General features: G+C 53.1%; 12 protein-coding genes and 1 tRNA gene. 7 read left to right on the plus strand and 6 right to left on the minus strand.

Annotation, left to right across the window (positions count from 1 at the left end; all coding sequences use genetic code 11):
- Positions 1 to 133: 133 nt before the first annotated feature.
- Complete coding sequence (locus PMI41_RS24385) at positions 134 to 1,303, minus strand: acyltransferase (RefSeq protein WP_008127869.1); 1,170 nt, start codon at positions 1,301 to 1,303, stop codon at positions 134 to 136.
- Between the two features lie 118 nt (positions 1,304 to 1,421).
- Entirely contained in the window at positions 1,422 to 3,770 is a 2,349-nt protein-coding gene (locus tag PMI41_RS24390) for a calcium-binding protein (RefSeq protein WP_008127872.1), read from the minus strand.
- A gap of 519 nt (positions 3,771 to 4,289) precedes the next feature.
- On the opposite strand from PMI41_RS24390, the gene PMI41_RS19955 reads away from it, so the two are divergent.
- Both PMI41_RS19955 and PMI41_RS19960 read left to right on the plus strand, forming a co-directional pair.
- Positions 4,290 to 6,035: a type I secretion system permease/ATPase gene (locus PMI41_RS19955; RefSeq protein ID WP_008127873.1), complete on the plus strand. Its 1,746-nt coding sequence runs from the start codon at positions 4,290 to 4,292 to the stop codon at positions 6,033 to 6,035.
- Positions 6,032 to 7,348, plus strand: a complete 1,317-nt coding sequence (locus PMI41_RS19960; RefSeq protein ID WP_008127876.1) for an HlyD family type I secretion periplasmic adaptor subunit — start codon at positions 6,032 to 6,034, stop codon at positions 7,346 to 7,348. The genes PMI41_RS19955 and PMI41_RS19960 overlap by 4 nt, the downstream gene beginning before the upstream one ends.
- 195 nt (positions 7,349 to 7,543) lie before the next feature.
- Here PMI41_RS19960 and PMI41_RS19965 read toward each other — a convergent pair.
- Positions 7,544 to 7,628, minus strand: a tRNA-Leu gene (locus tag PMI41_RS19965).
- Positions 7,629 to 7,884: 256 nt separating this feature from the next.
- Here PMI41_RS19965 and PMI41_RS19970 point away from each other — a divergent pair.
- Both PMI41_RS19970 and PMI41_RS19975 read left to right on the plus strand, forming a co-directional pair.
- Positions 7,885 to 8,475, plus strand: coding sequence for a YqaA family protein (locus PMI41_RS19970; protein ID WP_008127880.1), 591 nt, complete (start codon positions 7,885 to 7,887; stop codon positions 8,473 to 8,475).
- Between the two features lie 32 nt (positions 8,476 to 8,507).
- Positions 8,508 to 9,005, plus strand: a complete 498-nt coding sequence (locus PMI41_RS19975) for a disulfide bond formation protein B (RefSeq protein ID WP_008127883.1) — start codon at positions 8,508 to 8,510, stop codon at positions 9,003 to 9,005.
- A gap of 158 nt (positions 9,006 to 9,163) precedes the next feature.
- Here the strand turns inward: PMI41_RS19975 and PMI41_RS19980 are convergent, their stop codons facing one another.
- The gene (locus tag PMI41_RS19980) at positions 9,164 to 9,721 is read right to left on the minus strand and encodes an HNH endonuclease (protein ID WP_008127884.1); all 558 of its coding nucleotides are present in this window, start codon (positions 9,719 to 9,721) and stop codon (positions 9,164 to 9,166) included.
- A 108-nt stretch (positions 9,722 to 9,829) separates the two neighbouring features.
- Entirely contained in the window at positions 9,830 to 10,474 is a 645-nt protein-coding gene (locus PMI41_RS19985) for a DNA-3-methyladenine glycosylase (RefSeq protein ID WP_008127886.1), read from the minus strand.
- Positions 10,475 to 10,551: 77 nt separating this feature from the next.
- Between PMI41_RS19985 and gluQRS the strand changes: the two genes are divergently transcribed.
- Positions 10,552 to 11,406 carry a tRNA glutamyl-Q(34) synthetase GluQRS gene (gluQRS, locus tag PMI41_RS19990; RefSeq protein ID WP_008127888.1) on the plus strand — a complete coding sequence of 285 codons (855 nt, stop codon included), beginning with the start codon at positions 10,552 to 10,554 and terminating at the stop codon, positions 11,404 to 11,406.
- A 63-nt stretch (positions 11,407 to 11,469) separates the two neighbouring features.
- Positions 11,470 to 12,357: a DMT family transporter gene (locus PMI41_RS19995; protein ID WP_008127890.1), complete on the plus strand. Its 888-nt coding sequence runs from the start codon at positions 11,470 to 11,472 to the stop codon at positions 12,355 to 12,357.
- On the opposite strand, the gene PMI41_RS20000 is transcribed toward PMI41_RS19995, so the two are convergent.
- Positions 12,324 to 13,178 (minus strand): YihY/virulence factor BrkB family protein, encoded by an 855-nt coding sequence (locus tag PMI41_RS20000; RefSeq protein ID WP_008127898.1) that lies wholly within the window; start codon positions 13,176 to 13,178, stop codon positions 12,324 to 12,326. The genes PMI41_RS19995 and PMI41_RS20000 overlap by 34 nt on opposite strands.
- 95 nt (positions 13,179 to 13,273) lie before the next feature.
- Here PMI41_RS20000 and PMI41_RS20005 point away from each other — a divergent pair, with 95 nt between their 5' ends.
- Positions 13,274 to 14,104, plus strand: coding sequence for an SDR family oxidoreductase (locus PMI41_RS20005; protein ID WP_040856079.1), 831 nt, complete (start codon positions 13,274 to 13,276; stop codon positions 14,102 to 14,104).
- Positions 14,105 to 14,106 lie beyond the last annotated feature (2 nt).

Here is a 14,106-nt window from a genome sequence, read left to right on the forward strand (position 1 = left end):
CAGTACTCCAAGCCGGATCGTCCTCCAGCCCCAAGAAGACTATTGAACATATCACCAAATGCAATGCGTTTAGGCGGTCCTGTATGCATTAACATGCGCAAGTATCACCAACGGTACGCGATAACCGGAGACGCTAAGGCGCAGTACTGACTTCTCTGTTCCTCAGATTGAGGCCAGCTCCCCACCACTGCCTCAGTCGCTTATTCACGGGAGCTTCTATATACTCGTATAGCAAGGCCGAAACCGCCGTCGCGACCACTGTCATCAGGATATGCCAGAAGACATTGATGTTGCTTGTCAGCTGCCTGCCCAGCAGACCGATCATTCCGTAGACGAAAATCGAATGCGTCATATACAACGAGAATGACCAATGGCCGAGTTTCTCCATCACCCTGCTTGTGAATATCGTCTGCTTTCCGCGAATATCCGAGCTGGCAGCTGACATTATGATCAATGTGTAGATTGCTGGCAGCACGGCATAGCTCGAATTCAGAATATACTTGCCAAACTCCGCAGGCAGCATTGGCCGCAAAGAATAGTAGACTGCAAACCAGCAGGCGGCCAACAACATGCCGATATAGAGGTTTGGCAGGCGAATTGACTGAAATTCGGGTCGTTTCAAAGCTGTTGCTGCCAGCACACCGAGCAGAAACTCCAATGCCCTGTAGGGTGGGAAGACATAAAGCCCCCAACTCCTGCTTTCGCCAAATATTGATTGCGCATTCTGGGCGACAAGGAATTGGGCAGCGAATACGGCCAAGCCGACTAATACGATATTCCGTATGTTCAAACGGGTGATCAGCAAAAACAGAAGAGGATGGATGAGGTAGAAAAATGCCTCGTCAGACAATGACCAGGCAACCGGGTTGCCGCCGAAATACACTGTCGAATCGGTAGACCATGACTGGAGTGCAAAGACTGAGAGAAAGACGGCCTGCCAGTTTATTCCCAACCCCTTCATCGAATAGAATATCGGCAATGCCGCAACGAGCGTTACCAGCATGACCGGCCAAATCCGGAATATCCGGTACATATAAAATGTGACAACCGACTGTCCGGGCGTTGCGCTCCAGGTAAGGACAAAGCCGGACAAGACAAAGAAGAAGGTGACACCAGTCGTACCGAAGCCATACCAGCCACGAATTGCCGGAATGATAGCAAACTGACTGGTGTGATGTATCAGGACCATCATCGCAGCAAGAAAGCGGAGGCCGGTCAATGATGGCAGGTTCTTTTGCATTCGATCCGCTATATAGACTTGCCCACGCTCGATCAACAGGACCGGTTTGTGGGCTATTGGCATCAACCGTCACGTCGTACTGCCGTACTGTTATACTCGAGATAATTTACCCGAAGCTTAAAAGTCCATGGCCCGCAATGAATGCCATTGCGGGCCATGTAAATTTTTGTGCCAATCTTCGTTAGATCACCAGGAAGTCGGCATTGGTCAGAGCCAATCCCTTGGTGAGAGTGGCAAACTGCACTGCTGCACCCGAACCCGATCCATCGGCGTCGTAATATAGCGCGCCGGTGGTTGAGTTGTAGATGATGCGGTCGGCTGCATCATTGGCACCAGCACCGATGTGGAATGCACCCGCCGAAAGACCGCCATTGCCGCCAAGTGCTGTAAACACGGCATTGTCCATCCAGATCGTGTCGGAGGGAACATTGAAGTCCGTGATCGTATCGCGATTGGTGCTGCTGTTTGCTACTGTGTTGAACACAAAGGCGTCGTTGCCGGCGCCGCCTGTCAGAATATCATTGCCTGCACCGCCGCTGAGGATATTGGCAGCGGAATTGCCTACAAGATAGTTGTTCAAGGCATTGCCGGTCGCATTGATGCTGGCCGAGCCGGTGAGCAGGATATTCTCGATATGCTGCCCGCCAGCTGCGAACGACACGGAACTGGAAACAATATCTGTCCCGGTCGTATTTCCTTCGATCACCCGATCGCCAACATTATCGACATAATATCTGTCACTGCCGGCACCACCGGTCAAGATATCAGCGCCAGTACCACCATCGAGAACGTTGTTGCCGCTGTTACCAGTAATATTATTGGCCAAGGCATTGCCGGTCGCGTTGATGTGACCTGTGCCGGTCAGGGTGATGTTCTCGATAAACTGGGCACCGGCAGAAAACGACACCGAGCTGCGGACTGTATCAATACCGGACACGTTGGCTTCGATGACCTTATCACCGGCATTATCGACAATATATGTGTCGTTGCCCGCACCGCCAGCCATGGTATCAGCACCGGCTGCACCATTGATGTAGTTGGCAGCGGCATTGCCGACAATATAGTTTGCCAAGGCATTGCCTGTTGCATTGATGGCTGCAGCACCGCCCAAGATGATGTTCTCGATGTGCTGGGTTCCAGCAGAGAAGGAAACTGTTGTGGTGACAACGTCAACACCCGGGCCATCACTTTCAACGACAACGTCATTGATATCATCGACATAATACTTGTCACTGCCAGCGCCGCCGGTCATCTCATCAGCGCCAGTGCCGCCGATAAGGATGTCATTACCTTCCGCGCCGTACAGTTCATCGTTGCCGGCACCACCATCCAGAGTGTCATTGCCAGAGCCGCCATTGACAATGTTGACGCCAACATGACCAACGAACGTGTCGTCACCGTCCAGCAGGGACATTGTCGTATTGGATGAAATTCCACCTATACCGCTGAGGTTGAACTTGTCATTGCCGATTGTTCCGTTGAACGAATAACCGCCAAGCGCAAGGGTCTCGACGCTGAATACTCTCGTGTTACTAAAATCAATCGTGTTGGCGCTGACATTACCGTAAACACGGATTTCGTCAAAACCGTCACCACCATTGATTGTATCAACGCCGAAGCTGGAGCCGGCAATGTAGAATGTATCGTCGCCACTGCCACCAATGAGAGTGTCGTCACCTTCTGCACCAGTGAATTCATCATTACCAGCGCCACCATCCAGGCGGTCATAGCCTGAACCGCCATCAACAATGTTTACGCCAGCATGGCCAACAAAAACGTCATTACCCTCACCCATAAACATTCTTGTATTGGACGAGATGCCACCGATTCCACTCAGGTTGAAGTTGTCATTGCCCGTTGTTCCATTGAAGGAATAACCGCCGAGAGCCAATGTTTCGACACTTGTGACTTTCCCGGCGCTGAAATCGATCGTATTTACTGCCACATTGCCGTTGACACGAATTTCGTCCGAACCATCGCCGCCATCAAACCGGTCAACACCGAAGTTTGAACCTGCAATGTAGAAAGTATCATCGCCACTTCCGCCAATCAGATTGTCATTGCCTTCAGCACCGGTAAACTCGTCATTACCGGCACGACCATCCAAAGTATCATCGCCCGATCCACCATCGACGATATTTACACCAGCGTGACCAATGAAAGAGTCGTTCCCCTCGCCCATATTCATTCTGGTATTGGACGAGATAACACCGATTCCGCTCAGATTGAAACTATCGGCACCCGTGGTTCCATTGAAGGAATACCCTCCAAGAGCCAACGTCTCGACGCTCGTAACTTTTGCAGCACTGAAATCAATTATATTAGCGCTCACGTTGCCATAGAGACGAATCTCGTCCTCACCGGTACCGCCGTTGATCGTATCAACCCCGAAATTCGAGCCGCTGATATAAAAGGTGTCATTCCCGCCATTACCATTCAGGATGTCATCACCCTCTAGGCCGGTAATGCTATCAGCACCATCAGTACCATTATAGTTGTCTACACCGCCCGTGCCTGGAAAAGTCGCCATAAAATCCTCTTATAATTTTCTCGAATCCGGCAATTACTTCACGGTTTCATGACCGCTGTTTTGCGCGCTCGAGTTTTGGTTGAAGTTCACTATCCCTGTACTTACTCATGGCCATCGCAAATGTGCCAGATGCGCCTTTCAAAGCGCGGTGAACTGGCAGCTGCACCTACCTGGTGGCCTTTACGCAAAACAAATTTTCTATACAGGGATGATCCGGAGATGCCGTTCGGGATGGATACTTACTAGCACCATATGATGATCGCTTAGTGTTCAATCGAAAAGACTATCCTCATCCCACGTTTTTAATACATTACCTTTTCAGCCCAGCCAGACGGACACCCCCGCATCCTCTGGCTCAAGCGAAAAACTTATGCCATAAGCCACAAATAGCCGCAACTGAAGGTTGATAGTGCGAATTTACTATAGGCATTGCTGCTTTTGGCGGCTTCCTTTAAATATGCCCGCAATAATGAGCAGAATAGCGAATGCTGCAAAGCTATCGCCGTAGCAGGAAACTATATGCGTTCCAATCAATTGAGTTTTGACCCGAAGAAGGGTTTTTTTGCTGCGATAGCATCGTTTCATCGCGCATTTGCCGGAATCGGCGTTGTCAGTGGGGTCATTAATCTCCTGACTCTGACCGGTTCTTTTTACATGCTGCAGGTCTATGACCGGGTTGTACCGGGTCGCAGTGTGCCGACCCTCGTTGCCCTGTCTGTTCTTGCCGTGGCGCTCTATACTTTTCAGGGATTGCTCGAATGGGTCCGCTCACGGCTGCTCGTCAGAATTGCATCAGCGCTTGATCTGTCCTGTAGCCGCCCGGTTTACCTCGCCATGATGCGCCTGCCGCTACGGACCAAATTGCCCGGCGATGGAGGTCAACCAATCCGTGATCTCGATCAGGTAAGGGGCTTTCTTGCAGGCTCAGGACCATCAGCGCTTTTTGACGTGCCATGGATGCCCATCTATATTTTCATCTGCTTCCTCTTCCATTTCTGGATCGGCGTTACTGCGCTGGGCGGTGCTATCGTCCTGTTCATCCTCATCTTATTGGCAGAGGTACAGACCGAAAAACCTATCCGTATCGCCAATGGCCTTGCCGCAAGCCGCGGTGCTCTGGCGGAAGCCACAAGGCGCAACGCGGAGGCTGTGCAGGCCATGGGTATTGGTGGACGTATCCGCGACCGCTGGACTGAAATCAATGCCGAGCACTTGGCGGCGACGGCGCGCGCCAGTGACGTGGCCGGAACGCTCGGTTCCATAGCGCGCATTTTGAGGACAATGCTGCAATCCGGCATGCTCGGCCTTGGTGCCTATCTGGTCATCCGCGGCGAAGCCAGCGGCGGCGTCATGATCGCCAGCTCCATCCTGATGGGCAGGGCACTGGCACCCATTGACCAATTGATTGGCCATTGGCGTGGGTTCGTCGGAGCCCGGCAAAGCTGGCGCCGACTGCAGCAGTTGCTCGCCATGCTACCCGACGAAGGTGGCCGCACAATGCTGCCAGCGCCCAAAACAGCACTATCTGTAGAGAATATGGGGCTGGCCGCTCCGGGCGCGAACAGTTTCATTGTTCAGGATGTAACCTTTGCTCTCAAGGCAGGAGATGGTCTTGGCGTTATCGGGCCCAGCGCTTCCGGCAAGTCCACAATGCTGCGTGGTTTGGCAGGCATCTGGACGCCCGTACGTGGTACCGTCAGGCTGGATGGCGCAGCGCTCGACCAGTGGGACCCCGATGAGCTTGGCCAGCATATCGGCTACCTTCCGCAAGACGTACAGCTCTTTGCAGGGACCATTGCCGAAAATATTTCCCGCTTTGATCCTGATACCACATCAGAACTTATCATAGCTGCCGCCCGCAATGCGGAAGTGCATGACCTGATCGTTCATTTGAAGGATGGGTACGAAACCCGTATTGGAGAAAGCGGAGCAGAACTGTCCGCCGGTCAACGCCAGCGAATAGCATTGGCCAGGGCGCTTTATCGCGACCCTTTCCTCGTCCTGCTTGACGAGCCCAATTCCAATCTCGACACTGAAGGTGAAGCATCTCTGGCCAATGCACTCCTCCGGATACGCCAGCGTGGCGGAATAGTCATCGTCGTCGCGCACCGCCCCAGCGCCTTGGCCAATCTTGACCTTTTGCTCATCATGGGAAATGGACGAACCCAGACATTCGGACCCAAAAACCAGATTCTGACGCAGGTTACCCGGCCTCAACATAATACTCCCCCCTTGAAGGTTGTCCCTTCAGGAGAAGAAAAATGACTGCTCGCCCCGATCACGTGAAGACCTTCAGACTAAGCATCAGGCGTTATCTGCTGGTGGGTTTGGCCTTGTGTCTCTTTCTTGTTGGTGTGATGGGGACGCTTGCCGCAACGCTCAACATATCAGGTGCAGTTATTGCAAATGGTCTGCTGGTGGTGTCGTCGAACGTCAAGAAAATCCAGCATCCGACTGGCGGTGTTGTTGCGGAAATTCTTGTCGAAAACGGATCGAAAGTGAAAGCCGGTCAGCTGCTCGTGCGGCTTGATGCTACCTTGACCAAAGCCAATCTGGCCATTCAAACCAATATTCTCAATGAAAGTGAAGCGCGTCTGGCAAGGCTCACGGCAGAGCTTGATGGCAGCCCTCAGATAAAAATGCCTGCCGCTTTTATCGGCCGCGAAAACGAGCCTGCTGTAAAAAGGCTCATGGCGGAAGAAACCTCGCAATTCGATTTGCGCGCCAAGGCGCGAAATGGCCAAAAATCACAGCTTCGCGAACGCATTATCCAACTGGGGCAGGAGATTTCGGGGCTGGAACAACAGCAATCCGGTCAGAAGCGCCAGATGGAGCTTATCAAAATGGAGCTTAGCGCTGTCTCGGGCCTCTGGGATCAGAAACTGGTGTCTTTGGCGCGATTGACCTCCCTGCAGCGCGAAGCAGCACGGTTGGACGGGGACTATGGCGGCAGGACCGCCACGATCGCCCAGACCAGAGGTCGCGCTACGGAAATGGAACTCCAGATCCTCCAGATCGATCAGAACATGCGCAGCGAAGTGGCCGCTGAAGTCGGGCAAGTGCAGGCCAAGATCAGTGAAGCATCAGAGCGCAAAAGCGCTGCCGAAGATCAACTGAACCGTATCGACATTCGTAGCCCGCAAGATGGTTTGGTGCATGAACTTGCAGTCCACACCATCGGCGGCGTGGTGAGCCCAGCCGAACCACTCATGATGATCGTCCCCAGCAGCGACGAGCTAACCGTGGAAGTTCGTGTACTGCCGCAGGATATTGATCAGCTCCATCTTGGACAGCCAGCCAGAATAAGACTTTCAGCCTTCAGCCAGCAGACGACTCCCGAACTCACCGGAACACTGAAACAGGTTGCTGCGGATCTTACGATTGATCGGCAATCCGGGGCTGGCTATTACAGTGCGAGGGTGACTATTCCGCCGTCAGAACTCGCCAAGTTGCGTGGGCTGACCTTGACGGCGGGCATGCCCGCCGAAGCGTTTTTCATTACCGGTGAGCGGACAATGCTTTCCTATCTCGTAAAGCCGCTCGTCGATCAGATTGATCGGTCTTTCCGCGGCGATTAAGAATAATGCATCAGCGGCGCACTTCTTGGAATTGCGCTGTTGATGCACATCACCTTGTCGCTAACAACCTGCCCGGACCGCTCGCAGCGTGAAACTCAAGGTGTCTTGCACAATCTTTTCCGAGCGGGTGCGTGTCCTCGGCAAATAAATCGCACCTAACACAAGTCTTTGATTTTCAGGGGATTTTAGTGCTTCTGGTGCCCCTTGCCGGAATCGAACCAGCACTCCTTGCGGAACCTGATTTTGAGTCAGGCGCGTCTACCAATTCCGCCAAAGGGGCCGCCAAAAAAGCGTCGGCAATGAGCGAACTCAAACGCCGTGAAAGCCAAATACATGCAGAGGGTGCCTTCGGTCAACAGCAATAAAAGCTTTTATAATGGATAACGCACTCGTGTGTTGCCCGTGTCGCCGGGCACAGCTAGAGGCGGATACGCAGATTGCTGCCAGCGAGGTTATGAAAATTGATCGTCCCGATTCCATTTGGCGCGTGTTTGCTCTAAGAGACCTTGCAGATTTACTCCTGACAGGAACCGCCAATGCTGCGCAGACTATATGATTGGACAATGTCACTGGCCGCGCGCAAATCGGCTGAAGCATGGCTTGCCGTTATCGCTTTCGTCGAAAGTTCGGTTTTTCTGGTTCCCGCCGATGTGCTTTATCTGCCAATGGCGCTCGCGCGTCCGGACAAAGCATATCGTTATGCGCTTGTTGCAACGGTCGCATCGGTGCTGGGCGGGATAGCGGGCTGGATGCTGGGCTTTTATGCCTATGAGACCATCGCAAAGCCTATTCTCGAAATGTACGGTAAACTCGATGCCTTTGAGGCTATGCGCGGCTCCACAAGCGCCGATGCAATCTTGCTTTTGCTAGTTACCTCCGGCCTTGCTCACCTGCCTCCCATCAAGGTCGTGACCATTCTTTCCGGTGCTGCCGGTATCAATATCTGGCTGTTCATCGGCTCGGCTATTCTGGCACGCGGTGCGCGCTTCTTGTTTCTGGCATGGCTTTTGCGCCGCTATGGCGAGCCGATCCGCGACTTCATCGAGAAGCGCTTGGGACTGATCGCGGGTGGAGCAGCCGTCGTCCTGATTCTGCTTTATGCTGCATTCCACTATTTTCATCTGTAGTTGCGTAAACCATACGAGGCACTGCCAATATCATGACCAGTACCAAACCCCACCTGAAGACTGCTTTGTTTTTGCTGCTGGCTATGATCGTCACAGTCGGTTCAGCATTGGGCTTTCAGTATATTGGCGGATATCTGCCCTGTAAGCTTTGCCTCGAACAGCGTTATCCCTATTACGCAGGCATTCCGTTGATGGTGCTTGCCGTTGCTTCTTCCACGTTGAAGTGGCCCGCAGGCCTGACACGATTGCTGCTGGCGCTGGGCGGTTTGCTGATGCTCATTGGTCTTGGCCTTGCGATATTTCATTCCGGCGTCGAATGGAAATTCTGGGCAGGACCGACTGATTGCACAGCCGTTGCGATGTCTATCACTACGGATGCGGGCAGTCTTTTGAGTGATATGAACGCTGTTCATCCGCCAGCATGTGACACGGCAGCCTTGCGCGTTCTTGGTCTGTCATTTGCTGGCTGGAATGCAATAGCAAGCTTTGTACTGATGATTGTTGCTTTCCGTAGTGCTGCAAAATCCTGAATCTAATCCAGAACACGAAAACCCTCTGAGAATTTATCCCGATGAGTCAGCTGGTGTGATTTTCGAGAACCGTAGCGCAGCGAACTTTCAGGTTCGTGAGCAACGGAAGCATAGAAAATTGCATCAGATGGCCATCGGGGTGGATTGGCAGGAGGTTTCTACGGTTCCAGTTCGACATCCCAGTACAGATAATCCATCCAGCTTTCATGCAGATGGTTTGGCGGGAACATGCGGCCATTATTGTGCAGGTCATGAACCGTCGGCGGATATGGCTTTTGCCTCGGCCACATCTTGGCACGATCGGGCATCAATCCACCCTTGCGCAAATTGCAGGGTGAACAGGCAGCCACAACATTTTCCCATACGGTTTCACCACCCGCGCACCGTGGGATCACGTGATCGAACGTCAGGTCTTCCTCAGAGCCGCAATATTGGCACTCGAAGCGGTCACGAAGAAACACATTGAACCGGGTGAATGCAGGATTGCGCGATGGTTTGATGTAACTTTTAAGTGAAACAACGCTCGGCAATCGCATCGCAAAAGAGGGCGACGACACTTCGTGTTCGTATTCTGCGACGATATTCACACGGTCAAGGAAAACCGCCTTGATCGCGTCCTGCCAGGACCAAAGCGACAAGGGATAATAACTGAGCGGACGGTAGTCCGCATTGAGTACCAGAGCCGGCAACCCGTCCGGCGAGACGGCTATTGTCAAGGAATCAACTCCAATCCAACCATCAGGCCCCGATATTGTAAGCTCGACGTGACAGGAATGTGAAGCGAATTGCTGCGCGGGAGAAGAAAAAGCACCGTTATTTCAACTTCATGCGGCAGGTGTAGCATCGCGGCCACGGGTTGCAGCATAGTAGGCCCAGAAAAGCCTGGCAGCCACCCCACGCCAAGGCGACCAGCGCTCGGCTAACAGCTTCAATGCCTTCGAATCAGGGCGCACTGATTCGCCGTAAGCGTGGGCATAAGCATGCTGCAGAGCTACGTCGCCCGCCGGAAACACGTCGGCATGGCCCGCGGAAAAAAGCAGATAAACTTCAGCTGTCCACGGACCTATGCCCTTGACGCTTGTCATGACCTGCATAGCCTCTTCAATGGGCCGCTCACAAAGATCGTAAAGATCAAGTTCCTTTGCAATGATGGACTCACTGATCCGTGCCAGCGTCGCCTGTTTGGCACGCGAAAGCCCCGCTATGCGCCACGCTTCTTCACCTCCTGCCAGATAGGTTTCCGGTGTCAGCGGATTGATGACATCTACAAGACGCTTCCAGATGGAATCGGCGCTTGCCTTTGACACCTGTTGGGAAACGATGACTGACGCCAGACTTTCAAATCCCGGTATCGATCGCCGCAAGGGTAGCGGCCCCGCCCGCTCTACTATTCCCGCCAGTTCCGGGTGTAACTGCACGAGCGCCTCCAGCCCTTCCGCAATGTCATCCAGCGTATCGATTCTGCGCATAAGTCTTCATCCTTGCATGATCCGGCAAACACCGTATCAATGAGAGCGATCAACGCCAAGAATGTCGCCCATCACTCATGACAGTTCCGGTTTTCAGATTTGCACCAAGCCCGAATGGCTCGCTCCATCTCGGTCATGCCTATTCTGCCCTACTGAACCAAAAGATTGCGCACAACCTGCATGGACGTTTGTTGCTGCGTCTGGAGGACATCGACCGCGAGCGTTGCACGCCTGAACTCGAATATTTTATGCTCGACGAGCTTGAATGGATCGGCTTCAGCTGGGAGCAGCCTGTCCGCCGTCAGTCGGAACACTTTCCAGTGTATCAGGCGGCCTTGGATCGCCTTATACAAATGGATCTTGTCTATCCTGCCTTCCTTAGCCGCAGTGGTATCAGGGACGAGATTGAACGTTCGAATATTGATGACTGGCCGCGTGATCCAGATGGAGCGCCGCTTTATCCGCACACCGAGCGCGAACTCTCAAATCGGGAGCGGCAGGCACGCATAAGTGCCGGAAAGCCTTTCGCCTGGCGGTTGAACATGGACCGCGCAATTGAGACCACCGGAAAGCCGCTGGTCTGGCACGAATTCATCTCCCATGAGAATATCTATGCCCGTCCACAGGACTGGGGAGATGTCATCATTGCGCGGCGTGACATGCCGACAAGTTATCATCTGTCAGTTGTTATTGATGACAGCCTGCAAGGCATAACGCACGTCGTTCGCGGCAAGGATCTATACCATGCCACCAGCGTCCACCGCCTTCTGCAGCATCTTTTCGGCATTGAACCACCGCTCTATCATCATCATCGGCTTATCCTTGATGAAAGCGGCAACAAGCTTTCCAAAAGCCGAAAAGATACGTCTCTTCGCTCTTTGCGGCAGAAGGGTATGACGCGTCAGGAGATATGCGATTTGATCGGTTTGTGATCTATCGCGCTGCGCCATTCAGGTATAAGCCAATCTGGCTCATCATTGATCTGGTCATTTCCCATGCCTGTTCGCTATTTCCCAGCCCTGTTCGTTGCCCTATGGGCAACCGGTTTCATAGGTGCACGTTATGCAATGCCTTATATGGAGCCCTTTCTGTTCCTGGCGACACGCTTTGCTATTGCTGGAGCTATTCTTGGAATATGGGTTGTACTGGCGGGAAATAACTGGCCGGGCAAACGCGGCGCAATCCATGCTGTCATCGCAGGCTGCCTGATCCATGGCGCATATCTTGGCGCAGTCTTCTGGGCTATCCATAAGGGCTTGCCGGCCGGCATGTCTGCATTGGTGGTTGGCTTGCAGCCACTGATTACAGCAGTCATCGCCGGGATGACCCTTGGTGAGAAAATCCAACCGCGCCATTGGGCCGGCCTTGCGGTAGGTTTCATCGGCGTAGCCATGGTCCTTTGGCCCAAGCTTTCAATTTCTGCCGATGGTATTACCCCGGCAACAGTCAGCGCCTCGCTTTTTTCAGTCATTGCCATCAGCGCGGGCACTGTCTGGCAGAAGCGTTTCGTCGGCCAGATCGATCTAAAGGCCGGTACAACATTGCAATATCTCGGCGCAATGATTGTCATGGCAATCATGACCCTGATCTTCGAGACCCATCAGATTATCTGGTCCGGCTCACTCGTCTTTGCAATGTTCTGGCTGGTTGTAGTCCTATCGATAGGTGCAGTCCTGCTGCTAATGATTCTGATAAATCAAGGAGCAGTCTCGAAAGTCGCATCGCTGTTCTATCTCGTTCCGGGCGTGACAGCTTTGATGGCTTACGCACTCTTTGGTGAAACGTTGACGCTATTCCAACTCGTTGGCATGGGTATAGCGACGCTCGGCGTTGCGCTCTCGACGGGCGGTCAAAGCCGCCGCGCTACCCTGCCCTCGCGATAGATGATGATTGCAGCGTTGACCTCCGCGCCAATGATGAAAATTGCGGCGATGATATAGAGGAAAACGATAGCGGCCATGATCGACGCGAGACCAGCATAGGTCGAAATGTAAGACGCAAATGTTTCCAGATAGCTGGCGAAGATGGTTGCTCCGATTGTCCAGGCAACCAGCGTAAGAAATATACCGGGCAGAATATCGATGAAACGCCGGTGACCCGCCGGCAGCCACAAGTGCACCACCAAAAGTCCGACGATCAAAACTGCCGAGGCTATGCAGTAGCGCCAGAAACTGATCGTTCCCGACAAGAGATATATTTCCGGATACCATTTTGAGGCGATGCGCATGGCCAGCGGCGCAAGAACCAGCAGAAAGCTGATCGCCATGATGCCGATGGTCGCAATAATCACGTAGCCAAGGCTTTGCAGGCGGCAATAGATGATGGAGCGCGTATCCACGACGCGATAAGCGCGGTTAAGCGCAACTCGCAAGGCTTCAATACCATTGGAAGCAAAATAGGCCGCGGCGATCACGCTGATGGTCAACAGCCCGCCCCGCTGGACGTTGAGCACGTTGCTCACCTCCTGCTTGATCGGATTGGCAATAACTTCCGGCCATGTATCAAAGACCACATGCACGGCGGTTTCGGTAAATGCGCTCGCGCCAAGAAAACTTGCCAGTGCAGTCGCAAAAATCAGAAACGGAAAAAGAGCCATGATTCCGGAAAGCGCCACATGGCTTGCCAGTGCCCACCCGTCATCCGTGCTGAAATGCCCCAGCGCGTCGGCAACGATACGCCGAAGAAAACGATATACTTTACCCATCAATGCAGGTTTGCCCCTTTGACCATGTACGCGAGATTGCAAGGCACAAGCGAATATGTGAAGTGTTTTTTTGCGCAACCTATTGAATTGAAACCATGCCCCGTTCCAGAACGATTTTGATTACAGGATGTTCCAGTGGAATGGGTGCCTATTGTGCACGCGCTTTGAAGGCTGATGGCTGGACAGTTTTTGCAACGGCCCGCAAGCAGGCAGATATTGAGGCGCTGAAGGCTGACGGATTTGCCGCTTACTATCTTGATTACAGCGAATCGCAGTCCATTCAGAACACCGTTGGCAGCATACTCGCTCAGACTGGCGGCACGTTGGATGCACTTTACAATAATGGCGCCTATGCCGTTCCGGGGGCCGTCGAAGACCTGCCCACTGCCGCCCTGCGCGAGCAATTCGAAGCGGCATTTTTCGGATGGCATGAGCTGACTCAATTGATTGTCCCAGTCATGCGCAAACAAGGCCATGGGCGCATTGTCCATTGCTCCTCGATTCTGGGTCTTGTTCCGATGAAACTGCGCGGTGCCTATGTCGCCTCAAAATTTGCACTCGAAGGTTTGATGACAACACAGCGCATGGAGCTGAGGGGTTCCGGCATTCACGTATCGCTGCTCGAACCGGGCTCCATCGACTCGAACTTCCGGGCCAACGCTGCGGCGCAGGTGAGTAAGTATATAGACATTGAAAACTCGGTCCATCGGGAGCAATACACCAGCGAAATCGAGCGTTTTTCAAAAGCAAAGCCGCCACGATTCGCCCTCGGCCCTGATGCAATTTACAAGGTTCTGAAACACGCATTGGAAAATCCGCGTCCGAAACCTCATTATGTGGTGACGTTCCCGGCAAAAGTGGCAAGCATTGCCAAACGAATTCTATCGGCACGTGCGCTGTATCGCATGCTTGCGAGCCAATCATGACA

Source organism: Phyllobacterium sp. YR531, assembly GCF_000282595.1.
Lineage (GTDB): Bacteria > Pseudomonadota > Alphaproteobacteria > Rhizobiales > Rhizobiaceae > Phyllobacterium.